21 protein-coding genes and 1 tRNA gene are annotated in these 26,027 nt (G+C 38.8%); 18 read left to right on the forward strand and 4 right to left on the reverse strand.

All coding sequences use genetic code 11. From position 1 onward, the window contains the following. Positions 1 to 261 precede the first annotated feature (261 nt). The 7 genes from R3E32_07030 to R3E32_07060 all read left to right on the forward strand — a co-directional run bounded on the left by R3E32_07030 (position 262) and on the right by R3E32_07060 (position 6,837). Positions 262 to 1,866, forward strand: a complete 1,605-nt coding sequence (locus R3E32_07030; protein MEZ4884479.1) for a PKD domain-containing protein — start codon at positions 262 to 264, stop codon at positions 1,864 to 1,866. A gap of 95 nt (positions 1,867 to 1,961) precedes the next feature. After that, entirely contained in the window at positions 1,962 to 2,714 is a 753-nt protein-coding gene (locus tag R3E32_07035) for a hypothetical protein (GenBank protein ID MEZ4884480.1), read from the forward strand. Beyond that, complete coding sequence (locus tag R3E32_07040; protein ID MEZ4884481.1) at positions 2,711 to 3,793, forward strand: T9SS type A sorting domain-containing protein; 1,083 nt, start codon at positions 2,711 to 2,713, stop codon at positions 3,791 to 3,793. The genes R3E32_07035 and R3E32_07040 overlap by 4 nt, the downstream gene beginning before the upstream one ends. A 344-nt stretch (positions 3,794 to 4,137) precedes the next feature. Next, the gene (locus R3E32_07045; GenBank protein ID MEZ4884482.1) at positions 4,138 to 4,602 is read left to right on the forward strand and encodes a MarR family transcriptional regulator; all 465 of its coding nucleotides are present in this window, start codon (positions 4,138 to 4,140) and stop codon (positions 4,600 to 4,602) included. 131 nt (positions 4,603 to 4,733) lie between these two features. After that, the gene (locus R3E32_07050) at positions 4,734 to 5,339 is read left to right on the forward strand and encodes a YceI family protein (protein ID MEZ4884483.1); all 606 of its coding nucleotides are present in this window, start codon (positions 4,734 to 4,736) and stop codon (positions 5,337 to 5,339) included. A 193-nt stretch (positions 5,340 to 5,532) separates the two neighbouring features. After that, positions 5,533 to 6,000 (forward strand): redoxin domain-containing protein, encoded by a 468-nt coding sequence (locus R3E32_07055; protein MEZ4884484.1) that lies wholly within the window; start codon positions 5,533 to 5,535, stop codon positions 5,998 to 6,000. Positions 6,001 to 6,198: 198 nt separating this feature from the next. Beyond that, positions 6,199 to 6,837 (forward strand): toxin-antitoxin system YwqK family antitoxin, encoded by a 639-nt coding sequence (locus tag R3E32_07060; protein MEZ4884485.1) that lies wholly within the window; start codon positions 6,199 to 6,201, stop codon positions 6,835 to 6,837. Positions 6,838 to 6,994: 157 nt separating this feature from the next. Here the strand turns inward: R3E32_07060 and R3E32_07065 are convergent. The 3 genes from R3E32_07065 to R3E32_07075 form a co-directional block, all read right to left on the reverse strand. Further along, positions 6,995 to 7,082: transfer RNA gene (locus R3E32_07065), tRNA-Ser, on the reverse strand. Positions 7,083 to 7,229: 147 nt separating this feature from the next. Further along, positions 7,230 to 8,837, reverse strand: coding sequence for a S41 family peptidase (locus R3E32_07070; protein ID MEZ4884486.1), 1,608 nt, complete (start codon positions 8,835 to 8,837; stop codon positions 7,230 to 7,232). A gap of 87 nt (positions 8,838 to 8,924) precedes the next feature. Then, complete coding sequence (locus R3E32_07075; GenBank protein ID MEZ4884487.1) at positions 8,925 to 9,710, reverse strand: carboxypeptidase-like regulatory domain-containing protein; 786 nt, start codon at positions 9,708 to 9,710, stop codon at positions 8,925 to 8,927. A 366-nt stretch (positions 9,711 to 10,076) separates the two neighbouring features. Here R3E32_07075 and thrA point away from each other — a divergent pair, with 366 nt between their 5' ends. Beyond that, a complete protein-coding gene (thrA, locus tag R3E32_07080) occupies positions 10,077 to 12,530 on the forward strand; it encodes a bifunctional aspartate kinase/homoserine dehydrogenase I (protein ID MEZ4884488.1) in 2,454 nt (817 codons plus the stop codon). A gap of 18 nt (positions 12,531 to 12,548) precedes the next feature. Beyond that, entirely contained in the window at positions 12,549 to 13,472 is a 924-nt protein-coding gene (locus R3E32_07085) for a homoserine kinase (GenBank protein MEZ4884489.1), read from the forward strand. A gap of 10 nt (positions 13,473 to 13,482) precedes the next feature. On the opposite strand, the gene R3E32_07090 is transcribed toward R3E32_07085, so the two are convergent. Then, on the reverse strand, positions 13,483 to 14,367 hold the full coding sequence (locus tag R3E32_07090; protein ID MEZ4884490.1) for a restriction endonuclease: 885 nt from the start codon (positions 14,365 to 14,367) through the stop codon (positions 13,483 to 13,485). Positions 14,368 to 14,533: 166 nt separating this feature from the next. On the opposite strand from R3E32_07090, the gene R3E32_07095 reads away from it, so the two are divergent. The 9 genes from R3E32_07095 (at position 14,534) to R3E32_07135 (ending at position 26,027) form a co-directional block, all read left to right on the forward strand. Continuing rightward, complete coding sequence (locus R3E32_07095) at positions 14,534 to 16,156, forward strand: 3'-5' exonuclease (protein MEZ4884491.1); 1,623 nt, start codon at positions 14,534 to 14,536, stop codon at positions 16,154 to 16,156. 502 nt (positions 16,157 to 16,658) lie between these two features. Continuing rightward, positions 16,659 to 17,546, forward strand: a complete 888-nt coding sequence (locus R3E32_07100; GenBank protein ID MEZ4884492.1) for a branched-chain amino acid transaminase — start codon at positions 16,659 to 16,661, stop codon at positions 17,544 to 17,546. A gap of 112 nt (positions 17,547 to 17,658) precedes the next feature. Continuing rightward, entirely contained in the window at positions 17,659 to 19,335 is a 1,677-nt protein-coding gene (gene ilvD, locus R3E32_07105; protein MEZ4884493.1) for a dihydroxy-acid dehydratase, read from the forward strand. 86 nt (positions 19,336 to 19,421) lie between these two features. Next, positions 19,422 to 21,203, forward strand: coding sequence for a biosynthetic-type acetolactate synthase large subunit (gene ilvB / locus R3E32_07110; GenBank protein MEZ4884494.1), 1,782 nt, complete (start codon positions 19,422 to 19,424; stop codon positions 21,201 to 21,203). Positions 21,204 to 21,433: 230 nt separating this feature from the next. Beyond that, positions 21,434 to 22,036 (forward strand): acetolactate synthase small subunit, encoded by a 603-nt coding sequence (gene ilvN, locus R3E32_07115; GenBank protein ID MEZ4884495.1) that lies wholly within the window; start codon positions 21,434 to 21,436, stop codon positions 22,034 to 22,036. Positions 22,037 to 22,050: 14 nt separating this feature from the next. Further along, positions 22,051 to 22,569, forward strand: coding sequence for an N-acetyltransferase family protein (locus tag R3E32_07120; protein MEZ4884496.1), 519 nt, complete (start codon positions 22,051 to 22,053; stop codon positions 22,567 to 22,569). A gap of 157 nt (positions 22,570 to 22,726) precedes the next feature. Next, the gene (gene ilvC, locus R3E32_07125; GenBank protein MEZ4884497.1) at positions 22,727 to 23,788 is read left to right on the forward strand and encodes a ketol-acid reductoisomerase; all 1,062 of its coding nucleotides are present in this window, start codon (positions 22,727 to 22,729) and stop codon (positions 23,786 to 23,788) included. A 113-nt stretch (positions 23,789 to 23,901) separates the two neighbouring features. Next, a complete protein-coding gene (locus R3E32_07130) occupies positions 23,902 to 25,038 on the forward strand; it encodes a 2Fe-2S iron-sulfur cluster-binding protein (protein MEZ4884498.1) in 1,137 nt (378 codons plus the stop codon). Positions 25,039 to 25,142: 104 nt separating this feature from the next. After that, on the forward strand, positions 25,143 to 26,027 hold the full coding sequence (locus R3E32_07135; GenBank protein ID MEZ4884499.1) for a tetratricopeptide repeat protein: 885 nt from the start codon (positions 25,143 to 25,145) through the stop codon (positions 26,025 to 26,027).

Here is a 26,027-nt window from a genome sequence, read left to right on the forward strand (position 1 = left end):
GTGTTGCAAAGCCAACGACCGTCCAATATAGGAAAATTTTGAAAAAGAAATGGGCCTCTGATAATGAATAGATGTATTTTTCAAAAAATTAAGGATGAAATACAAAACGAGAGATTTGATTCGGTAAGTAACTTCAATATAATTTTATTTTTTTTAGTATAAAGTTTTCTTTATTTACATTTTTATAGTACCTTGCAGACAATATGTTTTTTTAGCTACAAAAACTTTTATTATAATTTCTAATCTTAAACTATATAAAAAATGACCATAAAATTAAAATTATTTGTTAGCATAGTTGTGTGTGTGTGTGCTGTTATAACTTATAGTTGTACGAAAGAAGACCAAGTAAATGAACAGTCTTTCCCTCCTAAAACTATTAAGAGCAGTTCAAAAACATATATTGGTGTCCAAAATATTAACAATCGTTTAGTTTTTGATGATTTTCCAACCTTCCATAGAATAAAGACTCAATTAGAACAACTTCACAATAACTCTGTTGATACTATTGATGAAGATATAGAACTAAGGACTTTTGAAGCCGACCTTAATTTTTCTTCATTAAGAGCTCATTTAGAGGTACAAGAATTAACTTTGTTAGACCAAGGAGTTCATCCAATAGATATTCCAGAAGGATTTATATTAGACGATTTGACACAGACTTTTTTCAATCCTCAAAATATAATACAGGTCGGAGATACTATTATTTATTTGCCCAATGAAAATTATGCCTATATGGTATATGATGGCAATGAAACAACTCTAGCTGACTTAGAAAATGGAGGTGATCCCTATGGACATGAAAATGTAGGAGTGGAAGAATTGAATAGTGTATTGAATTGTGATGCTTCTTTTGAATATGGTGTAACTCCATTATACGACCCTTTAGACCCTACTAATACCATAATTACTGGATGGAATGTGAATGTTTCCTATACAGGAGATAACACTATTACTGATCCTAACACAGAAATTTATTGGACAGCGGACGGGATTACTAGTAATACCCCAGGTGAAGTTAAAACTTTTACATATAATACTGCTGGTGTTTATTCGATTTGTGTAGTAGTAGTTCAAGTAGAACCTGGTGGGGGTACAGGAGGTATGGATGATATGTGTTCAGATAGACAATGTAAGTCTGTCGTATTGGGAGATGGTTGTAATGCAGATTTTGATTTTACGCTAGGACAAAATGCCATTGTTAACTTTACGGATTTGAGTACTTCTCAAAATCCACTAACTGTTGTATCTTGGCTATGGACCTTTGGGGACGGACAAACAAGTACAGAGCAAAATCCTACACATACCTATCCTTGTAACGGAAATTATGATGCGCGATTAACCATTACTTGTAGTGACAATCAACAATATACGGTTGAGAAAACTATAAAGGTAGAATCAGATGTATGCTGTGAGAAAAGTTTTGATAAGGATTGGAAAAACCATGATTATACATTTGATGGAGAACCTAGATATTTTAAATATAAAACTGCTCAACGTAACTGGCTATTGGAGCATTGTGTGAAAGCTAAAATGAAGGCCTATAAACCGAAAAATAATGGAAATGGTTGGAAAACAGATAGACGTAGAATGAGAATAACTTTTATAGGCGAAGTTTTTAAAATAGATGAGAACGAATGTATATGTAGTAGCCCTGAAGATATTACTGGTAATACTAATTCAACTAATGGCAGAAAAAAGAATCTCGATGCTAAATGGTGTAATCCTGGTTCATTTAATAAAGACAATCACATTCGAATGAAAGAAAATTTTGAGTGGGATGCGGATTATTATATCGAGGATGAGAATTTTAATCAAAATGGGTATAATTATCATATTACGTATGAAAATGACACTACCTGTGACTAATTACTCATTATGATATTTATTTAATTAAAAAAATATACTTGCTGTATGATGCAATATACAGCAAGTGTATTTTTTCTATTTCAACAATTAAATCTATGAAAAAAATAATCATCTACTGTCTGTTTTTATTTAATATTAGCATCTTAAATGCTCAAAATAATGTGAGTCTTGCCTTTTCGTATTCTAATGGACTGAATTTTCAATATTTCAGTAGTAATGGCATAATGACTCAACACCAAGGTGATATAATAGTCGATTTTGGACGTAATCCCATGTTTTACTCCTTTCAGTTGGACTATAATGTAAGAAATAACAAAGTGTCTTGGGGGAGTGGTTTAACAATGATACGAAGGAATATCCCTGTAAGGTATCGAGTAGGTACTTCAAATGATTATATAGGTGGGGGGATACAATTTCCAATAAACATTATTTCTATTCCTCTGCGTTATACAAGAAGAATTCCTTTAAATAAGAATATTAAGTTATTAGGTTCTGTGAATATAGGTATAGATTTGCCAGAAAGAATTCGTAGCAACAAACATTTTACAGAGCAAAATAATAAATCTGTTGAATATGCTATCCAGTTCTGGTCCCCTACTACCAATGTGAGTGCAGGTTTTGATATTGGTCTTGAAAATGATTTTGGCAAATGGGGTCAAATTGTTTTTGGTGTAGGGAAGTATAAACGTTTGGGAGATAGTTATACCTTCAATATGAACTATGTAATTACAAAACACGATATGAACTTAGCTACAATAGGCAATATTCAGCGAAATATAACAGAAGATGTTTGGAGAACTTACCTTACCTATCGTTTGCCTATTAGATTTAAAATATCGAGATTATGAATAAAATGATACTTCCCTTATGGATAATAATTATATGTTTAGTTTCTAACTATAATTTATATTGCCAAGATATAGAATATGATTTTAAGTATTTCACTGAGGAGTACATACCGCTTGACAGTACGATAAGCACTACAGCATTTTACAATAAGTCATGGGATGATGTAGTGCCAATAGAATACTTCATTTTTGCCAGCATAGGATTTAACTTTGAAATAGCTGGAAAAAAATTCGACTCCATAGCAATAGATTATTCGGGGATTTTAGAATTTTACACCAATTGTGGATTGGACGAAGGAGAGGACAAAGAATATTCCTATGCTCCGAGTCTATACGCTTTTCATGCCGATATGGACGATTTGAATGAACTTTGGGATGATATAGACGAAATACCTCCAGGTTCGCGTATTCACTATCTCACTGAAGGAGAAGTGGGAAATCGCATTTTTAAGATTGAATGGCACAAAGCAGGTTTTTGGGCGAGTGTGAGTGATGAAGAATACATCAGTTTCCAAGTATGGCTACATGAAGCAAGTCAAATCATTGAATTTCGATATGGGGAAAAGTATATTGAAGATACTGCTGATGCAGCTAAATGGTTCGTAGTAGATGGGCCAATAATAGGAATAAATTATTCAACAGACTGCACAGACTACTTCACTTTAGAAGATTTAGAAAATAAATTTGTTCTTACTACGGACTACACCAATCCTATTATAAAAACAGTAAGTTCCTTTTCTGATTTATATGCTCAAACTTTACCACCAATGGTTCTACCCGCTAATAGAGCAGTATATCAGTTTGAACCTTCAATTGTAGCTATCGAAGAAACTTTGGACTCTTCTCCCATCAAAGTTTATCCAACAATAGTAGAAAAAAGTTTAAAAATAGAGACGAGTTTAAACTTTTTAAATAAAAATTCTCTATCAATTTATAATTGTTTAGGTCAGAGAATTTTGCAAAAACCTCTTGTTACTAAAAATGCGGAAATAGATGTATCTAATTTTCCAGAAGGATACTATATTCTATCTGTTGAAAATATAAATGAAAAACATACTTTTTCGTTTATTAAGAAATAACTTGTATTTGTGAATTACCTCACGCAATTTAATTAAACTGTACCATTCTATTGCTATCAAATGTCTGTAAGGCAAACTAAAATTTTAAATTAGGCACTTTCAAAATTTAATTCGCTTGCTTACAAAGTATTGTTTGAATTTGCCTAAGCGATTCTATTTGTCATTTATTTCGTGAATCTTTTGAATGACCCTGCATCACCTTATAATTTCTTCATACAGAACAACCTGTTCCTACCTCTAACGCTCTCAATTCAACAAAGTAAGTGCATATTTAGATTTTTTTTTCAAAAAAAATAAACAATGTTGCTACATCAATTGTATTTACATCAAATTTGTAGCAAAAAATGAACATTGAACAAGCAATACAACAACGGCACTTCAAAAGTGAATATCAAAAAGCACATATCAACATTCTGTTCACTGCTGCATGGCTTTCACAAGAAGTCACACAATCGCTCAAAGAATATGACATTACTTGGCAACAATTCAACATTTTGCGAATAATCAAAGGGCAACATCCGAAAGCGGTCACGGTTAAACTTCTGCAAAAAAGGATGATTGATAAAATGTCAAATGCTTCGAGGTTGGTGGAAAAACTTCGGAAAAAAAACTTGGTGATTCGCCAAGAATGTCCAAAAGACCGCAGAAGAGTGGACATAGTGTTGACCGCAGAAGGTATGACACTGCTTGAATTGGCATCTGCTGCAATTGACGAACATCTGACTCAACATTTACAAAACCTAAGCATTGAAGAAGCCCAAACATTGAATGGCTTACTTGACAAAATGAGAGGTACATCAGGCGAATAACACTAAGTAAAATTCAAATTAAAAAACTCAAATGCAAATAATTATTTGTAAAAGAGCCAATTGAATTTACTGATTCATCAATTTAATATTTTATTAATTTTCAACATTTTTTTTAAAAAAATCATTTTAAGATGAAAAACACATTTGCATTCAGCATTTTATTGACTCTTTTCACATTTTTGGGTTCTTCTTACACCACCCCAACCGAATCTACAAGCTATGCCGTAGATACCGAAGCAAGCGAAGTAGTGTGGAAAGGGTATAAAGTTTTGGGTTCTCACACAGGAACCATTGCAGTAAAAAACGGTAATCTCGAATTTACCGAAGGGGCATTGACCGGTGGCAGCTTTGAAATTGATATGACAAGTATCTCTTGTTCTGATTTGGAAGGAGAATGGGCAGACAAATTGGTAGGTCATTTATCATCTGACGACTTTTTTGGTGTAGCCACTTATCCTACTGCTAAATTTGTGATTACCAGCGTTGTTTCAAGAGGTACAGAAGGCGATTACAAAATAATCGGTGACCTGACCATCAAAGAAACCACCAAATCAATTAAACTAAAAGCTCAATTAACCGAAGGAGAGGAAGGCGAAATGACTGCAACAACAGATGCAACTATTGACCGTTCTGACTTCAATGTAAAATACGGTTCAGGCAGCTTTTTTGACGGATTGGGCGACAAAACCATTTACGACGAATTTGATTTGAGTATCAAATTGGTGGCAACTAAATAAGCTTAGCTTAGAATGGTAAGTATTCGTTGAAACCAATAAACTCAACTTTGACTTAATCAAAGTGAACTAAAAATCGGGTAACTGCTTTGGCAATTATCCGATTTTTCATTTTAACATTCCTTTACAATTCACGTTTTGCTGCAATCAATCAAAATAGTAAATTTGCAACTCACTTTTTTAAAAACAAAATATCATGGCTATACAAGTTGGCGATAAAGCCCCTAATTTTACATTATACAATACCGAGAAGAAAGAAGTATCTCTTGCTGATTACAAAGGCAAAAACTTGGTAATTTTGTTCTTCCCATTGGCATTCACAGGTGTATGTACTACTGAATTGTGTTCTGTTAGCGGAGGATTGGATTTTTACAACAATGCCAATGCCGAGGTAATAGGCATTTCTGTAGATTCACTGTTCACCTTAGAAAAATTCAAAGCCGAAAACGACATCAATTTCCCACTTTTGTCTGACTTCAACAAAAGCACTGCAACGGCTTACGATACCATTTATGAAGAATTTGTATTGGGTATGAAAGGTGTTGCCAAACGTTCTGCCTTTGTAGTAGATAGCAGCGGAGTCGTTCAATATGCTGAGGTATTGGCTTCGGCGGGCGATTTGCCAAACTTTGATGCAATTCAATCAACATTAAGCAATTTATAATTATAGCAATTATTAGGTTCTTTGATACTCTTTAAAGAGTCTATTTATATTATTATCGTTATGAATACAAAACAATTGATGGTTTTTCGGGTATTGCTCATAATTGTTATTATAGCAATAGTATATTTAAAATTTTTTAAGTAAAAAATCTGCGATATTCCAACAATTTCTTAACAAACTTTCAAAATATATTTTCTTATGAAAAATAATTTAATTATAAGTTTCTGTTTGGTTATAAGCTTACTAACCGCCTGCGGAGGAGGATCGAACACTGCTGCCCCAAAACCCGCTGCAGTTCAGGCAGGTGATTATGCACTAACTCCCTATTCAGGCATGGCGGGTATGCAGAAAGCCGTCAAGGTGGGTGCTCAGGAAAACATTGAAGAAGAAGGAGATCTACTCAATGGTCAACGTGAAGGCACTTGGGCAACATACCACAAAGGTGTGAAAAGTCATTTGCTCGAAAGTGTTACCAATTATAGAAATGGAGTGAAGCACGGACTTTTCTTAGTAATGGATGACAGAGGAAATATCACCGAAAAAGGTTTTTATGTAAACGGCAACTTGGAAGGTCGTGTCTTTGTGTATGACAGAGGACGTATCAGCGAAGAAACCGATTATAAAAATGGCCAGATTGATGGAGAACGCAAACGCTACTACAGCAATTTGCAGCTTCAAGAAGCGGGTACTTTCAAAAATGGTAAAAGAGATGGTTACGCTCGTTGGTATGATCAAGATGGAAATGTGACCATTGAATACCAATACAAAAACGGTGAAAAAATAGGACAAAATACGGCAACGGGTACAAAACCTGCCAAAGAAGAAGGTGGCAAGTAGTCTAAATCTGGCTCAAATAGATTTTTAGTTAAGAAACCTATATTTTTGAAGTTTTCTGGTTTTCAAATTTTCCATGACACATCTTGTAAGAATAAACTTCAAAATAGAGCAAAAAAAAGCTTGGAAATCAATATGACTTCCAAGCTTTTGTATTTTTTGGCGGAGAGTAAGGGATTCGAACCCCTGGTCCTGTTACAGACAATGGTTTTCAAGACCACCGCATTCGACCGCTCTGCCAACTCTCCGATGCAAATATACGAAGTCTTTTTAGACTGCAAATAACATCCTTCACTTTTTTTTTAAAAATGAAATGTTTTTTTGGCTTGCGGTGCATAAAAACAATTAAGAACCAAGAATATAGACCAACCTACAATTCTCCTAATTCATTCAAATCAAAACCCATAACTCGCCATTTCCGTACCGTGAATTTTTTGGTAAGCCTCTTTCAGCGTTTCGTCCAGTTCATGCACAATCGGATAGAAACCATCGTTGTGCCACAACTGACGGGCAATGTAGGCTTTAATATACGTTTTGAACATTTCCTTATCCCGATTCATCGCCAGTTCATCATAATCCGACTCCAATTTTGATTCCTTGATATACCTTTTGAACGTAGCGTACAAAGCCTCGTCAACGCTATAATTGCTGCGGTATTCACTCACCGATTTGAAAGCACGGTAGTAAGATTGGTTGTTACTGAAATGTTCGTAGGCAAATTCGGGAATTTTACTCCGCACTTCAATCACAAATACCTCGTTTTGAGCAGTATCCAAAGGCACAAAAGTATCAGGCATGATGCCTCCACCGCCATACACTGTGCGCTTGTCAATCAAGGTTTTGAAGACCAAAGAATCATTCTGAACCTTCACACTGTCAGCACTCTGCAATTCGCCATGTTCATAACGTTCCACGATTTCATTGCGGTAAGCATCCACACCTCCCTCATACGACTTTTGAATACTTCTACCCGTAGGCGTATAGTAGCGAGCCACGGTCAATCGGAGTGCGCCGCCATTAGAAAGGTCGTACTGTTCCTGCACCAAACCTTTGCCAAACGAACGTCGCCCCAAAATCATCCCTCTATCCCAATCCTGCACCGCCCCCGACACGATTTCACTTGCCGAAGCCGATCCTTCATCCACCAAGACCACCAAATCACCACTCTCAAACAATCCCGCTCGCTTTGCTCGGTATTCCTTGCGCTTGTAGTGTTGTCCCTGCATATATACCAGCAGTTTTTGACCGTCAATAAATTCATCTGCAATGTCCACCGCAGCAGTTAAGTACCCCCCAGGATTTTGGCGAAGGTCCAAAATCAATTTTCCCATGCCCTTTTCCTTCAATACCGACAGTGCATCCATAAACTCATTGTAGGTATCTCGACTAAAGCGGTTGATTTTGACATAACCCGTTTCGTTGTCCATCATATAACTCACATCCACACTGTACAAAGGAATGTCGTCTCGCTCGATGTCAAACTTCAACAAATCATTGACTCCCTTTCGTTTGATGCTCACATTTACGCTCGTACCTTTATTACCCCGCAGTTTTTTGACCACTCTATCATTCGTCATGCCAATCCCTGCAATCGTACTGTCTTCAATCGCAACAATCTGGTCGCCCGATTGAATCCCCAATTTGTCAGAAGGTCCACCTGCAATAGCCGTTACCACCATTATGGTATCATTTACAATCGAAAACTCTACGCCAATTCCTTCAAAATTCCCCTGCAAATCCTCATTGACCGCCTGCAAATCTTCGGGTGAAATGTAGTTGGAGTGAGGATCCAACTCCTTCAATGCCGCTTCAATCGCAGACTCCGCCAACTTTCCATCGTTCACACCATCTACATATTTAGCATCTATGTAATTGAACACCTCCTGCAATTCAGAAATACCACTCATGTTGGTCATTTTTGGAGCTTGCCCGTGCAGTTTTTCATACATTTTGAAGCCCAACTGCATCCCCAATATCAACACAACGGCAAATATCAAGGGCATATATACATTCAAATTTTGAGGTGCTTTCATATAGTTATGTGAATTAATTGTTTGGTGCTTTTGGAACAATCGGTAAATGTAAAAGTTTTAATGTTTTTTGCGAAATATGTTTTTGATGCCGAACCAAGTGCGGGAGAAAATATTGGGTTTTCTGTAAGAAATCATATCACCCATCATTATAGGGTCTAAATAAATTGCCACTTCTAATTCTTGATTGGGCATTTTTTTAAGTTCTAAATCTCTAGTTTCGTACCCAATAGATTCAAAACGAAGAATGATTGGAGCATCATAGAAAAACTTCTCCTCGTTCAATGTCAATGAAAATATCCCATCAAAATCGCAAGTAGTTCCAATATCTGTTCCTACTATGTGAACGTTTACAAAAGGCACTGTCTCCTTTGTATCAGCATCCACGATTTTCCCGACAATCCACTTTTCTGCCTGTTTTTGCTTCTCTTCAACCTCCACCTGCACTTTCTCCACTTGTTCAGGCGCATGAAAATAACCTTTATACTCGATTTTTTGCACTGGTTTTGAAGGAACATCACTTGTCGTTTGTCCCATTGAAGGGACGGCCAAAGTCAGACCCGTCAAAGTTGCCGCAGCCAATTTCCACTTGTGCCAAGACGAAACCGATTGAAGGGATTGATTGAGGGCTTCCAACTGTTTTACACCAATTCTACCGCAAACAGCACCCTGCTTCTCTTGAAAGTAAGCCTTTATTTCGGCTGTAGTCATTGAAGTGAAGTCGGTTACACATTTTTGGCAACTGTTGCAGAATTTGCCTTGCTCAACAGGGGTCATTTCAGACCATGACTCTTCGCAAGGGTTGGGTATTTCTAAAGGACGCATTTTGTTTTTGAAGAAAGACATAAAGGAACATTTTGGCAGATTGCAAAATAGGTTTTATGAAAGACGGATTTACAGTAGAATATGTTGCGTAAAGTAAGCCTATATTTTACTAATATCCTTCAAAAAACGCTATAAGTAGCCAGATCTATAAATTTTTGTATAGATTTGGCTAATAACTAATCAGATTTGTTTGTTGAATAATCTAAACCCATTTGACAAATCTTCAACCCAAATTTGCAGATTCCAACAAATTGCTGCTATTTTTGCGGATTCAATCAACGAAATACCATTTTTTTGAAAAAATGGTATTTTTCTTTTTAAGAGAAATGAATACGCAAAGTGTAACTTTTCATTTTCATTCATATTTTAATTTTCATTACCAAGCACATGATAGTCTTAAAATTTGGAGGCACTTCGGTTGCCAATGCAGATAGAATCAAACAGGTCAAAACAATCATTCAGAACACCTTAGAGCGAAGTGAAACCATTGTAGTCGTTGTATCTGCTTTGGGTGGTTCAACGGATGCATTGTTGGATATGGCAACGATGGCAGCCGCAGGAAATGAGGAGTTTAGAGAGCAAATTGACGAACTACGGTACCGACATCGAAGAGCAGCCGAAGGTTTGTTTTCTGATAAAGGTTTGCGAAATTTCTTGCCCTTTTTGAAGGCACAGACCCGCAATCTCGAAAATATGTTGCAGGGCTTGTACCTCATCAAAGAGCTTTCCCCACGCATCAAAGACTATGTGGCAAGTTTTGGTGAGTTGCTTTCTTCCTACATGATTGCCCACTTTTTGCAGGAAACGATGGGCAGTACTACTTTTTTGGACAGCCGCAGCATCATCAAAACCGATAGCGACTTTACGAATGCCAAAGTAGATTTTGACCAAACCAATGCCAATATTCAATCGGCAATTGGCGACAAAAAAGGCGTGTTTGTAATGGGCGGTTTCATTGCCTCCAACGACAAAAACATCACTACAACCCTTGGCAGAGGCGGTTCAGACTATACAGCTTCCATCATGGCAGCAGGCTTGGGGGCAGGCGAATTGGAAATCTGGACGGATGTGGACGGTGTGATGACCGCCGACCCTCGAAAGGTGAAAAAAGCATTTTCGCTACAAGAAATGACCTATGAGGAGGCACTCGAAATGTCGCATTTTGGCGCAAAGGTAATCCATCCTCCAACAGTTCAACCTGCTCTCGACAAACGCATTCCGATTCGGATTCGCAATACCTTCAATCCTACTTTCTCTGGTACTTTGATTGGCTTCACTTCAAAAGACAAACGACCCGTCAAAGGAATTTCGTCTATCGGCAATGTGGCTTTGATAAGTGTGGAAGGAAGCGGATTGATTGGGGTGACAGGCATGGCAGGGCGTTTGTTCACCGTTTTGGCGCAGCACAACATCAACATCATTTTGATTACCCAAGCATCTTCCGAACATTCTATTTGTTTTGCTGTCAAGCCAATACAAGCAGATGCTGCAAAAAAAGCCATTGAAACGGCTTTTGCTTATGAAATGCGCTTGCATCAAATTGACGAGGTGAAAGTGGAAAAGAATTTGTGTATTGTAGCGGTTATTGGCTCCAATATGAAAAATACCATTGGCATAGCAGGGCGTATGTTTTCGGCATTGGCCAAAAACGGTATCAACGCACGAGCGATTGCACAGGGTTCTTCGGAGTTGAACATTTCAGTGGTCGTTTCGCAAGAAGACGATGCCAAGACTCTCAACGCTTTACACAGTGCCTTCTTTTTATCGGATACCAAATCCATTCACCTATTTTTGGTCGGAACGGGTTTGATTGGCGCAACACTTGTGCAGCAAATCCAACGACAAGCAACTTACTTACGCAATACGCAATCCATCGAATTGAAGTTGGCAGCAGCGACCAATACCCGCAAAATGTTGTTTGACGAGGAAGGAATTGAGTTTGCCAATTGGCAGGAGCATTTGCAGGAAATGGGTGAAAAAGCGGATTTGAATGGCTTTGTTCAACAGATGATTGCGATGAATTTGCCCAACAGCATTTTCATTGACTGTACTGCAAGCCCCAACCCGATTCAGCACTACAAAACCATTTTGGGTGCAAGTGTTTCGATTGTCACTCCCAACAAAATCGCCAATTCAAGCCAATACAACAACTATGTAGAATACAAGGCGTTGGCGAACAAGTATGGTGTTCAGTTTTTGTACGAAACCAATGTGGGCGCAGGTTTACCTGTTATTAGCACTTTGGGTGATTTGTTGAAAAGCGGCGACAAGGTGCTGCAAATTGAAGCTGTATTATCTGGTTCTCTTTCGTTTATCTTCAATTCGTTTGTGGGAGATGCCGTATTTACTGAAGTCGTCAGAGAAGCCAAAGAACGTGGTTATACCGAACCCGATCCACGAGATGATTTGAGTGGTAAGGATGTGGCGAGAAAAGCCCTTATCTTAGCACGTGAAATTGGGATGGAAATCGAAATGGAGGAGATTGAAGTAGAGAATATTTTGCCGCAAGCCTGTGTTGATGCGGTGACGGTGCCAGAATTTTTTGAAGCGTTGGAGGAAAATGAAGCTCATTTTTCTAATATGCGGGATGTTGCTGCAAAGGAAGGGAAAGTACTCCGATTTTTGGCGACTATCACCGAAGAGGGCGCAAAGGTTTCTCTGAAATCAGTCGACAGCAGCAATCCTTTTTACGGTCTTTCGGGTAGCGACAACATGATTGTGTTCACCACTGAACGCTACAAGGAGCGTCCGCTTGTGGTGAAAGGGCCTGGTGCGGGTGCGGAAGTGACTGCTGCGGGGGTTTTTGCGGAGATTATCGCTATTAGTAATTATCTATCATAAACATTAACACAAAAAAAGATGGTCACAGCTTATGCCCCCGCTTCAATAGCCAATGTCAGTTGCGGATTCGATGTATTAGGATTGGCAGTCGATGCGCCAGGCGACGAAGTCAGCGTACAATTCAATGAGATTGGAGAAGTACGAATCGTAGAAATCACAGGAGATGAAGGAAAATTGCCTTTTGAAGTAGAACTCAATACAGCAAGCAAAGCAGTATTGTCTTTGGTACAACACCTCAACTATGAAAAAGGAATAGACATTATTATCCACAAAAAAATGCCTTTTGGCAGTGGCTTGGGATCAAGTGCTGCAAGTGCCGTAGCAGCCGTAGTCGCTGCAAATCATTTGATTGGGATGCCGTTAACCAAAAAAGAACTGCTCGACTTTGCGATAGACGGTGAAGCCGTTGCGAGTGGTGCCCGTCATGCCGACAATGTTGCGCCTTGCTTGTTGGGAGGCGTGGTATTGATTCGGAGTTATGCCCCCATAGACATCATCGAACTACCTGTACCTGATAGCCTTTACTGTACGGTCGTGCATCCTCATGTAGAGATTCTCACCAAAGCTGCTCGTGAAATCCTTCCGAAAGAGGTGAGCATGAAGACAGCGATTACCCAAACGGGAAATTTGGGTGGATTCATTGCAGGATTGTACCAAAATGATTTGGCATTGTTGGGGCGCAGCATGGTAGATGTGCTGGCGGAACCTTACCGTTCTTCCCTCATTCCAGGCTTTCAGAGTGTTCGCAATGCCGCTATGTATGCGGGCGCATTTGCTTTTGGAATTTCAGGTTCGGGTCCTTCCATGTTTGCGTTTTCAGACAACGAAAGTAAAGCACATCAAGTAGGTGATTTGATGGCGAAAACCTTGACAAACAAAGGGATTGACTGCAAAGTGTTTATCTCGAAAATCAATCAGAAGGGGGCTTCGGTGATGTGGTGAGGATGATTCATTAGATTTTTTTGAACCAATCTTCAGTAATTGTTATTTTTTCAATTAGTTCAGTTTTTACTCCCAATCCAAATTCTTTCAATTTTTCGCAAAGTAATTCTCCCTCAATTAAATCTATTGGGGGAGCACCATCTCTTGTGGCTTCTTTTATGGCATCTCTAGTAAACACACCTGTCGTGATGAATAAACCTTTATCAGCTCTACCCTGCATAGCCCCACGGAAATCTCTTATTTGACTTGAAGTAATGCTCCCTTTGTATCTTTTACATTGAAATATAACATGAAAACTTAAAAACCCGCTTATACGTACAATGCCTTTTCCGTCAATTCCACCATCTCCAACTTTACCTGTTACTTCAACTTGTGTAAACCCACTTTCTCGTAATAATCTCTGACACAGCCTTTCAAAAGCACTTGGATCAATATTTTGAAGAACATCCAGCAATTCTTCTTTCCATTCAATCTCTTCTTCTAAATCTTCTTCTATTTCATTTTCAACTTTTTTATGGTCTTTTAATGGCTTATTTTCAGATAATTTCTTTTTACTTGAGGCTCTAACGGCCCTAACTATTTCATTAGAAGTAAGATTTTTAATGTCTATTTCTGCATCAATTATTGCCCAGATACCCCTTGAAGAGTTATTAATTAAGCCATATTTTTTTAGGTATGTCCTTGCCCAAGCAAGCCTATATTCAATTTCTGTTTGCACTCCATTATCATCGTGAGGCATTTGAAGAATATCCTCACTCAACTCTATTATTTCATACACTTGCTCATTTATTTCTTCAATAGAGCCTGAGCCTCCAAGTTCTTTAAGTGCTTTTAAAGTCGGCATTAGTAATTTATCATATGAAGGAACAATATCATTCTTCTTCTTTCTCGGCATTTTATAGTTTGTTTTTCTTAATGAGCAAATTGATTGTTTTTAATGACCCAAATATCCTAAATGTTTTTAAATAATATTCAAATCTTAATACGGAATTTTCATCACCACCATTTCTTTTACAATCTCGACAAAATGTAAAAGAATTGGTTAATTTTATCCCTCCAATATGAACCTAACCAACGAACAACAAGCCATCATACACAGCACAGGCAATATCAAAATAAATGCTGTGGCGGGTTCGGGCAAAACGACAACGGTAATAGAATACGCCCGAAGTCGCCCGAAGCAAAGCCGTATTTTGTACTTAGCCTTCAACAAATCGGTCAAATTGGAGGCCATCCAAAAGTTTACCGACAAAGGACTCAACAACGTACAGGTCGAAACTGCCCATTCGCTTGCCTACCACCACATTGTCAAAAACAGCGGCTACAATATCAATGCCCCAGGCTACAAGACCCACGAAATCAAAGATTTGCTCGAAATCAAAGGCTACAAAGAAAAACATACCGAATACGTCATTGCCAATCACGTCCAACAATTTGTCAGTTATTTCTGCAATAGCACCGCCAAAAAAGTCAAAAATCTCAACTACTTAGATGTCATTGCTGAACCAAAAGCAAGGGTTTTTGTCCAAAACTTCTACGATGATATTCTGCAATACACACGCTTATTTTTGGCAAAAATGGAGCGAGGAGAAATAGACATTACCCACGATTTTTACCTCAAAAAATTTCAGTTATCGCAGCCCGTTCTACCCTACAATTACATTCTATTTGACGAAGGCCAAGACGCATCTTCTGCCATGCTCGAAGTATTTTTGAAGCAAAAAGGCACCAAGGTCATTGTGGGCGACACACATCAACAAATCTATGGATGGCGGTATGCCGTCAATTCTTTGGAAAAAGTGGATTATCCTTCCTTCAATCTGAGCAACAGTTTTCGATTTGAAGCAGATGTAGCGAGTTTGGCGGGTAAAATTCTGCAATGGAAAAAATACCTCACCAACTACCAAGATATTGATATCAAAGGAATTGGCAACAATGATGCAGTGAAAACACAGGCAACTTTGGCACGCAGCAATTTGGCTTTATTGGTCAAGGCAATCGAGTTGGCAGTAGAAGAAAAGGAAATCAAAAACTTGTACTTTGAAGGCAATATCAACAGTTATACTTACGCTGATGAAGGGGCTTCGATTTACGATGTGTTGAGTCTCTACAATGGTCGCCGCAAAGGGATTCGAGACAAACTGATTAAGAGCATGAACAGCATGTCGGAACTGGAAGATTACATCGAAAAAACGGAAGATAGGAGCATGAAAATGGTGGTGGATGTGGTCAAAAAATACCGTAATTCTTTGCCAACACACATTCAAACGATTAAGAATATGCACCTTGTGGATGAGGAAAAACACAATGCCGATATGGTTTTTTCGACCGTTCACCGCTGCAAAGGCATGGAATACGATGTGGTGACACTCGAAAACGATTTTTTGAACGAAGCGACTTTGTTGAAAATAATGAAAGAAAGCAAGGAAAGTGATTTACCGAAACAAAAACTATTGGAGGAAATCAACGTTTTGTATGTAGCTGTCACCCGTACCAAAAACCTCCTCCACATTCCCGAAGAATTGATGCCTCAAAGTAAGGTGAATGTGATTCAAAAGCCGTTATTTGTGGAGCGACCAAATATGTTTGAAACTTGGGATAAAGATTTGGAGTTCGGTAAAAAATGGAGTGCCAGAAGATCTCGAAGTAAAAGAAGTTGGGATAATGGAGAAATGGAAGACTAAGTAACGAATAAAAAACACTTTTCAATCAGAGTTTTCGGACTTTATTCTTTATTCATTGGGATTCTAATTTTGACCATTTCTAAGTTTTGAGAAATAAAAAAAATGGTCGTATCTTTAAGATTACTTAATATGTTCTGAAATATTAGCAACTTTTCAAAGTAAAACAATAAATGAAAAATTCGCAAAAAATGCTTAAATAAATTGCGGATAATTTAAAAATATGCTTTACCTTTGTTTTATCAGTTCAAAAAAATCATAAAAAATTGATGAACTCTTTTTTTAACATACTCATCACTTCTGTTATTGTGGTCATCGTTGTCGTCAGCGAACCATTTCAGGGGTAGGTATGTGAACCAAATTTGATAGAATTTAAAGTATTCATAACAGCCATCCCTGATTAACGAGGATGGCTTTTTTTTTAGCATGATTTTATACAATAGCGAATTTAAAAAAAATAGAATATTTACAAAACTGAACTTTAACCAAGAAAACGACAAACAACATGTACACTACCGACAAAAATTACGTTTTTCACAATGGTGCTTTTCTAAAAGCAAAAAACAATGGAGCAAGTTTTTATTCACAAGCACTGCATTATGGATATGCCGCTTTTGAAGGAATCAGAGCCTACGGCACCGAACATGGTATTGTACTTTTTAAGGCAAAAGAGCATTTCAAACGCTTTTTTCGCTCAGCAGAGGCATTGGATTTAGAAATCCCCTATTCGTACGAAGAGCTAATTGAAGCAAGTCACGAACTCCTGCACCGCAACAACTTGACAGATGCCTATGTCCGACCTTTGGTATATGGAGGCGACCAAATGGGTTTGGTTCCGAGTCAAGAACCCAAAGTATTGATTGTGGCCTTCAAATGGAAAAAATATTACCATGCTCCACATCTGAACCTACACATTTCACCTTATCACCGATTGAAGCAACCTGCTTTTCACGGAGACGGGAAAATCAGTGGTTATTATGTCAATTCGATTTTGGCCACTCGAAAAGCAAAAGCAGCAGGCTATGACGAAGCATTGATGTTAGACGATGAAGGTTACATTGCACAAGGACCCAGTTCCAATTTTTTCTTTGAAAAAAACGACAAACTCTATACCCCCGAGAAAGGCAATATTCTACCAGGGATTACCCGAAAAACCATTATTCAATTGGCAAAAGAAATTGGCATTGAAGTAGTAGAAGGAAAATTCAAACCAGAAGAATTGGAGGGGGTGAAAGGAGCCTTTCTGACAGGAACAGCTGTTGAAGTTGTACCTATTCAATCTATTGAAGGAAATAAAATGACAGAAGATTTTGACCACACCATGGGTAAAATGTTGGCAAACAATTACCGAAAATTGGTCAATATGCAAGAGCCAGAGATTATCTATTTTTAAAATATTATGAAATGGCGAAATTGTAGCACTACCATGTAGGGTAAATTCAAGTAATCAACAAAACCTAAAATATTAAAACACCAACACCTCAAAACACCAACACAAAAAAAATATGCAACTGAACAAATACAGCAAACGAATCACACAAGATGAAGGACAACCCGCAGCACAAGCCATGCTTTACGGTATTGGCTTGACGGAAGAGGACATGAAGAAAGCACAAGTCGGAATCGTCAGCACAGGTTATGAGGGAAATACCTGCAATATGCACCTCAATGATTTGGCGAAAGAAGTGAAAAAAGGCGTGGTATCGAGTGATTTAGTAGGGTTGATTTTTCACAGTATTGGCGTAAGTGATGGGATTTCGATGGGAACAGATGGGATGCACTATTCTCTTCCTTCGAGAGATATTATTGCAGATTCAATTGAAGTGGTGGTAAATGCACAGTGGTATGATGGTTTGATTGCAGTAGTAGGTTGCGACAAAAATATGCCAGGTTCGGTGATGGCAATGGGACGCATCAATCGCCCGTCCATCATGGTCTATGGAGGTACGATTCACTCTGGAAAGTGGAAAACCCGCACATTAGACATTGTGTCGGCTTTTGAAGCTTTGGGTGAAAAATTTGCAGATACAATTACCCCCGAAGACTTCAAAGGGGTGATCCAAAATGCTTGTCCAGGTGCAGGAGCATGTGGCGGAATGTACACCGCCAATACGATGAGTTCGGCAATTGAAGCCTTGGGAATGAGCCTTCCATATAGTTCCTCCAATCCTGCTTTGAGTATCGAAAAACAAAAAGAATGTTTGGATGCGGGGGCTGCCATGCGTTTGTTGCTCGAAAGAGACATCAAACCGAGCGACATTATGACCTTTGAAGCCTTTGAAAATGCGCTGACAATGGTAATGGTTTTAGGTGGCTCGACCAATGCGGTTTTACACCTTATCGCAATGGCAAAATCTGCAAATATTCCTCTGACAATCAAAGATGTGCAGCGAATCAGTGACAAAACACCTTATTTGGCAGATTTGAAGCCAAGCGGTAAATATTTGATGGAGGATTTGCACCTAATTGGAGGAGTACCTGCGGTGATGAAAATGTTGTTGAAGGAAGGATATTTACACGGTGATTGTTTGACCGTGACAGGCAAAACTTTGGCAGAAAACGTGGCGGATTTACCTGATTTCCCTGCAAATCAAGACATCATTCACGCTTTTGACAACCCATTGAAACCATCTGGACACCTGCAAATCTTGTATGGTAACTTGGCTGAAGGTGGTTCAGTGGCGAAAATCACAGGTAAAGAAGGCGAAAAATTTGAAGGAACTGCAAAGGTGTATGACTGTGAGGAAGATGCGATTGAAGGGATTCAAGCTGGCGAGGTGAAAAAGGGCAATGTGATTGTGATTCGTTTTGAAGGACCTAAAGGTTCTCCAGGTATGCCCGAAATGTTGAAACCAACTGCTGCAATTATGGGTGCTGGTCTTGGTAAAGATGTGGCATTGATTACAGATGGTCGTTTTTCGGGAGGCACACATGGTTTTGTGGTAGGACACATCACTCCCGAAGCGCATATTGGTGGTTTGTTGGGTTTACTGAAAGATGGCGACAAAATCACGATTGATGCGGTGAACAATGTCATTGAAGCCCATTTGTCGGATGAAGAAATTGCAGCAAGAAAAGCGAATTGGCAGCAGCCTGAACCAAATGTGAAACATGGGATTTTATATAAATATTACAAACTCGTTTCGTCTGCATCAGAGGGATGTGTGACAGATGGGGAGTGAGGAAAATTTAAAATGCAAATGTAAAACTCAAACACCCCAACACTTTAGAACACTAAAACAAAAAAAAACATTTAAAAATAAACGGCATGAAGCAATTAACAAATAAAGATAAGAAACAAACAACTGCTTCAAAAAAATTGGCAGTTGGAAAAGAACCTCAACCAAAGCAGAAAAAAATCGTTTCAGGCGCAGAGGCCTTGATTTTATGCTTGATTGAAGAAGGAGTAGATGTCATGTTTGGCTATCCTGGAGGTGCCATCATGCCTGTTTACGATGCCTTGTACCATTATCAAGAACAAATTTTGCACGTTTTGGTGCGACACGAGCAGGGAGCTTCTCATGCAGCAGAAGGTTATGCCCGTATCAAACACAAGCCGGGCGTATGTTTGGTGACTTCTGGGCCAGGAGCTACCAATTTGGTGACAGGTTTGGCGGATGCACTCATGGATTCCACGCCACTTGTATGTATTAGTGGACAAGTATCTAAAGATTTGTTAGGTACAGATGCTTTTCAAGAAACAGATGTAGTAGGTGTGACGATGCCTGTCACCAAATGGAGCTATCAAATCACCAAGGCTTCAGAAATTCCAGAAGTGATGGCAAAGGCTTTTTACATTGCGAGTACAGGCCGCCCAGGCCCCGTAATGATTGATATAACCAAAAATGCTCAGTTGGAAACTTTGGAATTTGAATACAACAAAGCTCCAAAAATCAAGACCTATTGGCCCAAACCCAAAGCAAAACTGTCGCATTTGGAAGCAGCTGCAAAACTCATCAACGAATGTAAGCGACCTTATTTGTTGGCGGGACAAGGTGTGTTGATTTCAGGCGCACAAAAAGAATTGAAGACATTTATCGAAAAAGCAGGTATTCCAACAGCTTGCACACTTCAAGGGCTTTCTTGTTTGGACACTGATCACCCTCTCAATGTAGGAATGCCAGGAATGCATGGTAATTATGGCCCCAATTTATTGAGTGCCGAATGTGATGTGTTGATTGCCATAGGAATGAGGTTTGACGATCGAATCACAGGCGATGTTAGCCGTTTTGCGACACAAGCAAAGGTGATACACATCGAAATTGACCCATCTGAGATTGACAAAAATGTGAAGACAACAGTGGCTATCAATGCCGATGCCAAAGATGCGCTCGAAAAATTGATTCCTCTGATTCACAAACAAAAACATCCTGAATGGTTAGCGAAGTACCATGAATGTGATCGAATCGAATACGAGAAAGTCATCAAAAACTGCTTGTATCCAACCGAAGGAGGTATCAAAATGGGTGAAGTAATCCGCCGTATTTCCGAAAAAACGAAAGGAGAAGCCATCATTGTTCCCGATGTTGGACAACATCAAATGGCGACTGCTCGCTACTACAAATACACCAAAACCGACGGGTGGGCAACTTCTGGCGGCTTAGGTACAATGGGTTATGCACTGCCTGCGTCTTTGGGCTGCAAATTTGCGGACAAAGATAGAGAGGTCATTGCCATCATTGGAGATGGTTGTTTTCAAATGACTATTCAAGAACTCGGAACGATTCACCAATCAGGTCTGCCAGTCAAAATCGTTATTTTGAACAATGGATATTTAGGAATGGTGCGTCAATGGCAACAATTGTTTTTTGAAAACCGATATTCTTTTGTCGAACTGCAAAACCCTGATTTCATTGCAATTACCAAAGGTTTTGGCATTGAAGCCAAAAAGGTGACACAAAGAGAAGATTTAGATGCAGCTCTTCAAGAAATGTTGGACAGTAAAGAATCGTTCTTGTTGGAAGTTGTGGTCGAAAAAGAGGAAAATGTATTTCCAATGGTACCTTCTGGTAAGGCAGTTTTTGAAATCATATTGGAGAGACCGCAATAAAATTCAAAAGTTCATGGGAAATTTTGGTGGCAGGAGACTTTTGAAGTTTATTCTTAAAAATAAAAAGTATTTGAAAATCAGTTTTTTATTAAAAGAAAACTTCAAAAATCTTAGTCATTCCACTAAAAACATAGATGAACCATCAACTTCAAAATTATATTTGGATTTGATACTTGAAATTTGTACTTTCTCAATATCCTATTATCCAATATCTAAATATCCATTTTAAAATGAAAAATATATATACCATCACGGCTTATACAGAAAACACAGTTGGTTTATTAAGCCGTATCACTGCAATTTTTACCCGCCGCCACATCAGCATCCAAACCCTAAACGTCTCAGAAACAGAGAAAAAAGGTGTTTTTCGTTTCACCATAGTTGTTCGTGAAACAGAAGATATGGTAAACAAAGTGGTGAAACAAATTCGCAAAATTATAGAGGTCATTCATGCAGATTTCCACACAGACAACATGCTCGTTTCTACGCAATTAGGTCTATTCAAAATAGAAATGATTGAAGAACAATATGCCAACAATGTGCGGATGCTGGCTGCAAAATATGCTGCAAGAGAATTGGCACGTTCTGGTAACATGATTGTCTTCGAAAAAACAGGCAACCGAGAAGCGTTGGAGGCATTTTTGGGAGAACTCAGCAGCTTTGGTGAGGTAGAATATGCACGTTCTGGGCGAGTAGCCTTAACAGTGAGAAGTATTCCACTTCGAGAAATCATACCACAATTGCCAACCATGAACAACTACGAAGAAGATTACAGCATGGAACACCATGAACAACTGGAGGATTTTGTGGCAAAAATAAATGGCAATCATTAATAAAAACAACTAATATGATCACCATACGAGCCTTTGAATTATCGGATGCTCAGGCAGTAGCCGATATTTACAATGAGCATACTTTGGCTTATACGGCTACAATGGATGCTGTTCGGCGAACTACAGAAGATATTGAAGGTTGGTACCACAAATTTGGTGAACGAGAATTGATGAAAGTAGCAGAAGTAGAGGGAAAAGTAGTGGGATGGGGCATTATCAAAAAATATAGTGACCGAGTGGGCTATCGAACAACCTGTGAAACAGCTGTTTACTTCAAAAATAGTGAAATAGGAAAAGGTTATGGTACGAAGATGAAAAAGCTAATTATCGAAATTTGCAAAGAATTGAAATACCATCATTTAGTCGCTAAAATCTGGTCAACGAATACCGCAAGCATCGAATACAATCTAAAGCTTGGTTATGAGATGGTCGGTACACAAAAAGAGGTCGGCTATTTGAATGGTAAATGGATAGATGTCACCATTATGCAGTTGATATTGAAGGATGTAAAGCCTGTGGAAAATGAGTTCTGAACCGTAGATTTTTGGGGTTGGTGCAGATTTCGCAGATGCTTTTTTGATTCAATTGAACACAGAGGCACTGAGACACAGATTTTTTTGAAAAGAACAATTTAACAATACTAACATTAACAACAATTTAGCAATTCAACAATAATAACAATTTTTAAAAATGGCTAAAATTAACTTTGGTGGAACGGTAGAAAACGTTGTCACCCGTGAAGAATTTCCTTTAGAGAAAGCACGAGAAGTGCTAAAAGATGAAGTTATTGCAATTATTGGTTATGGAGTTCAAGGACCTGCACAGGCTTTGAACTTGCGAGACAATGGCTTCAATGTAATCGTTGGACAACGAAAAGGGTCTAAAACTTGGGACAAAGCTTTGGCCGACGGCTGGGTAGAAGGCGAAACTTTGTTTGAAATTGAAGAGGCTTGCCGGCAAGGTACAGTGATTCAAAGTCTCTTGTCAGATGCTGGTCAAATCGCTGTTTGGCCTACAATGAAGCCCTACTTGACTCCAGGCAAAGCCTTGTACTTTTCACACGGTTTTGCGATTACTTACAAAGACCAAACAGGCGTTGAAGCTCCTGAAGGTGTGGATGTTATCTTGGTTGCCCCAAAAGGTTCGGGTACGAGTGTGCGCCGTTTGTTTGTGGCTGGTCAAGGTATCAATTCGAGCTTTGCGATTCACCAAGATGCGACTGGCAGAGCTTATGAGAGGGTAATTGCACTGGGTATTGGCGTTGGTTCTGGTTACTTGTTTGAAACGACTTTCAAAAAAGAGGTGACGAGTGATTTGGTAGGCGAAAGGGGTGTTTTGATGGGTGCTGTTGCAGGTATCATGGAAGCACAATACAATGAACTCCGCAAAAATGGACATTCTCCAAGTGAGGCTTTCAATGAAACAGTTGAGGAATTGACCCAAAGTTTGATTCGTTTGGTGGGTGAAAATGGCATGGATTGGATGTATGCCAACTGCTCAACTACGGCTCAACGGGGTGCTTTGGATTGGAAAGACCGTTTCCGTGATGCGACTGCTCCTGTGTTCAAGGCTTTGTACGAAAGTGTGGCTTCTGGTAATGAAGCGAAGATTACCATTGAAGCAAACAGCAAAGCGGACTACCGTGAAAAACTGCAAGTGGAATTGGATGAAATTCACAATTCTGAAATGTGGACAGCTGGTCGTGCGGTTCGTTCTTTGCGCCCTGAGCGTCAGGAAGAAACGGTGGCGTAAGTTGGATATTCGATATTCTTGAAATAAAAAAGCCCCAATGGTAAAATACCGTTGGGGCTTTTTGTTTTTCTACTTCAATCCTTACCTTTACCAATTAGAAGAAAAACAATACAATGTCCACATCCAACAAACAACCACAATTCCACACCCTCAAAATCTCAAATATCGCCCAAGAAAACCGGCACGCAATTTCGGTTTATTTTGAGATTCCTGAACATTTACAAAGCATTTTTACCTACAAAGCAGGTCAATACATCACCTTGCGAATACGCATATTGGGACGGTTCATCTTGCGGTCATATTCCTTATCAAGTTGCTCGGCAACAGATAATTATTTTCGCATTTGCATCAAACGAAAAGTAGGCGGCTTGGTATCTGGTTTTTTGGTAGATACGCTGCGAAAAGGAGATGAACTGGAAGTTTTTCCGCCATTAGGAGATTTCAGTCCAAGCCAAACATTACAGCCGAAAAACTATTTTTTATATGCAGCAGGCAGCGGCATCACCCCCATTATTTCGATTTTGAAGTGTTTGTTAACACAAAATACAGCGCATAAAATCACATTATTCTATACCAACCGAAACCAACAACTGGCGATTTATTGGGATGAATTGCAGCAATTGCAGTATCAGTTTGGAGAAAAATTTGTCTTCTATCCCATTTTCACCAAAGCAACAAAAAACTGGAAAGGATTGCGAAATTTTTACAAACCAAGTGATTACACTACTTTTTTGCAGCAAAACTATGATGGACAATTGAAGGATTCCGAACATTTTATTTGTGGTCCTACTGCAATGATGCAAACCGTTGAAAGTGCATTGTTGAAAAATTTAGGAATTGACTTCAATCAAATCCACGTTGAATACTTTGATATGAGTAAACAAGCCCAAGAAATGGCTGCTCACCGCAAACACTTGGAAAATGCTGCTGAAAAACTTAACATTCCTGCAAAAATCAGTTTGGATGATGAGGAAGTAATCCCTGCAATGGTCGTTTTGAATGGACAACCTCATCATGTGCCGATTCAAAAAAGAGAAACCATTTTGGCCGCTTGTTTGAAACAAGATTTGGATGTGCCTTTTATGTGTGAATCAGGTGTTTGTACGACTTGTAGGGCTTCCTTATTAGAAGGACAAGTGGACATGAAGGTAGATTATGCGCTGACCGAAAGCGAAATAAAAGAAGGGTATATTTTGACTTGTCAAGCCATACCCGTTTCTACAAGTGTTTCGGTGAATTTTGATATATGAAATGAAGGCTTTTGAAGTTTATACCTGAAAATCACTTATTTTTGAGAATAAATCTTCAAAAGTCCTGCTAAACATTTCACTTAAATGATTAAAATTTCAATCAAATGATAGAACTACCTGATTTTAACAAACTCTGGAATTACAGCAATCCGCAAGAAACGGAAGCCAAATTTCGTGAGCTTATTCCACAAGCAGAGGCTGCAAAAAATGAGGCTTACGAGGCTGAGTTGCTTACCCAAATCGCTCGCACACAAGGTTTACAGCGTAAATTTGAAGCAGCGCATTTGACCTTAGATGGTATTGAAGCATGGCTGCAAAACCATGGAGAGGAACACAGGGTAAAAATTCGTTATTTACTCGAAAGAGGGAGGGTTTTCAACTCTTCAAACCAACCAGAAAAAGCAATTCCTTTGTTTACCGAAGCATGGCAATTGGCAGAATCGGTTGCAGAAGATTATTATGCTGTAGATGCACTGCACATGATTGCTTTTGCAGAAATTGCTCGCCCTGATGAAAAATTGAAGTGGGAAGAAAAAGCAATGGCATTGGCTGAAAAATCGCAGGACAAAAGAACAAAACTTTGGTTGGGTTCGCTCTACAACAACATGGGTTGGTCTTACCACGATAAAAAAGCGTATGAAAAGGCATTGAGCTTATTTGAAAAAGCATTGGAGTGGCAACAAGAATATGGAAATGAGCGAAGTGTAGGTATTGCCAAATGGTGTATTGCGAGAGCTTACCGTTCTTTGGGGCGTGTGGAAGATGCACTACAATTGCAGCAAAAGGCATTGGCAAAATCGAAGGGTGTGGATTCATCGGGTTATATTTGGGAGGAAATTGCAGAATGTTACTGGACATTGCAGCAAAAAGAGAAAGCAAAGCCTTATTTTAAATTAGCTTACGACAAACTTTCACAAGACCCGTGGATGATGGCGAACGAAAAGGCAAGAATGGAAAGGATGAAGGAATTGGCAGAAAAATTAATATAA

The sequence above is a fragment of the Chitinophagales bacterium genome (genome assembly GCA_041392475.1).
GTDB lineage: Bacteria > Bacteroidota > Bacteroidia > Chitinophagales > UBA2359 > JAUHXA01.

Excerpts from the sequence above, each read along its gene's own strand:
- R3E32_07030 (MEZ4884479.1), top strand. The coding sequence starts at position 262 with ATGACCATAAAATTAAAATTATTTGTTAGCATAGTTGTGTGTGTGTGT.
- R3E32_07035 (MEZ4884480.1), top strand. The coding sequence starts at position 1,962 with ATGAAAAAAATAATCATCTACTGTCTGTTTTTATTTAATATTAGCATC.
- R3E32_07040 (MEZ4884481.1), top strand. The coding sequence starts at position 2,711 with ATGAATAAAATGATACTTCCCTTATGGATAATAATTATATGTTTAGTT.
- R3E32_07045 (MEZ4884482.1), top strand. The coding sequence starts at position 4,138 with ATGAACATTGAACAAGCAATACAACAACGGCACTTCAAAAGTGAATAT.
- R3E32_07050 (MEZ4884483.1), top strand. The coding sequence starts at position 4,734 with ATGAAAAACACATTTGCATTCAGCATTTTATTGACTCTTTTCACATTT.
- R3E32_07055 (MEZ4884484.1), top strand. The coding sequence starts at position 5,533 with ATGGCTATACAAGTTGGCGATAAAGCCCCTAATTTTACATTATACAAT.
- R3E32_07060 (MEZ4884485.1), top strand. The coding sequence starts at position 6,199 with ATGAAAAATAATTTAATTATAAGTTTCTGTTTGGTTATAAGCTTACTA.
- R3E32_07070 (MEZ4884486.1), bottom strand. The coding sequence starts at position 8,837 with ATGCCCTTGATATTTGCCGTTGTGTTGATATTGGGGATGCAGTTGGGC.
- R3E32_07075 (MEZ4884487.1), bottom strand. The coding sequence starts at position 9,710 with ATGTCTTTCTTCAAAAACAAAATGCGTCCTTTAGAAATACCCAACCCT.
- thrA (MEZ4884488.1), top strand. The coding sequence starts at position 10,077 with ATGATAGTCTTAAAATTTGGAGGCACTTCGGTTGCCAATGCAGATAGA.
- R3E32_07085 (MEZ4884489.1), top strand. The coding sequence starts at position 12,549 with ATGGTCACAGCTTATGCCCCCGCTTCAATAGCCAATGTCAGTTGCGGA.
- R3E32_07090 (MEZ4884490.1), bottom strand. The coding sequence starts at position 14,367 with ATGCCGAGAAAGAAGAAGAATGATATTGTTCCTTCATATGATAAATTA.
- R3E32_07095 (MEZ4884491.1), top strand. The coding sequence starts at position 14,534 with ATGAACCTAACCAACGAACAACAAGCCATCATACACAGCACAGGCAAT.
- R3E32_07100 (MEZ4884492.1), top strand. The coding sequence starts at position 16,659 with ATGTACACTACCGACAAAAATTACGTTTTTCACAATGGTGCTTTTCTA.
- ilvD (MEZ4884493.1), top strand. The coding sequence starts at position 17,659 with ATGCAACTGAACAAATACAGCAAACGAATCACACAAGATGAAGGACAA.
- ilvB (MEZ4884494.1), top strand. The coding sequence starts at position 19,422 with ATGAAGCAATTAACAAATAAAGATAAGAAACAAACAACTGCTTCAAAA.
- ilvN (MEZ4884495.1), top strand. The coding sequence starts at position 21,434 with ATGAAAAATATATATACCATCACGGCTTATACAGAAAACACAGTTGGT.
- R3E32_07120 (MEZ4884496.1), top strand. The coding sequence starts at position 22,051 with ATGATCACCATACGAGCCTTTGAATTATCGGATGCTCAGGCAGTAGCC.
- ilvC (MEZ4884497.1), top strand. The coding sequence starts at position 22,727 with ATGGCTAAAATTAACTTTGGTGGAACGGTAGAAAACGTTGTCACCCGT.
- R3E32_07130 (MEZ4884498.1), top strand. The coding sequence starts at position 23,902 with ATGTCCACATCCAACAAACAACCACAATTCCACACCCTCAAAATCTCA.
- R3E32_07135 (MEZ4884499.1), top strand. The coding sequence starts at position 25,143 with ATGATAGAACTACCTGATTTTAACAAACTCTGGAATTACAGCAATCCG.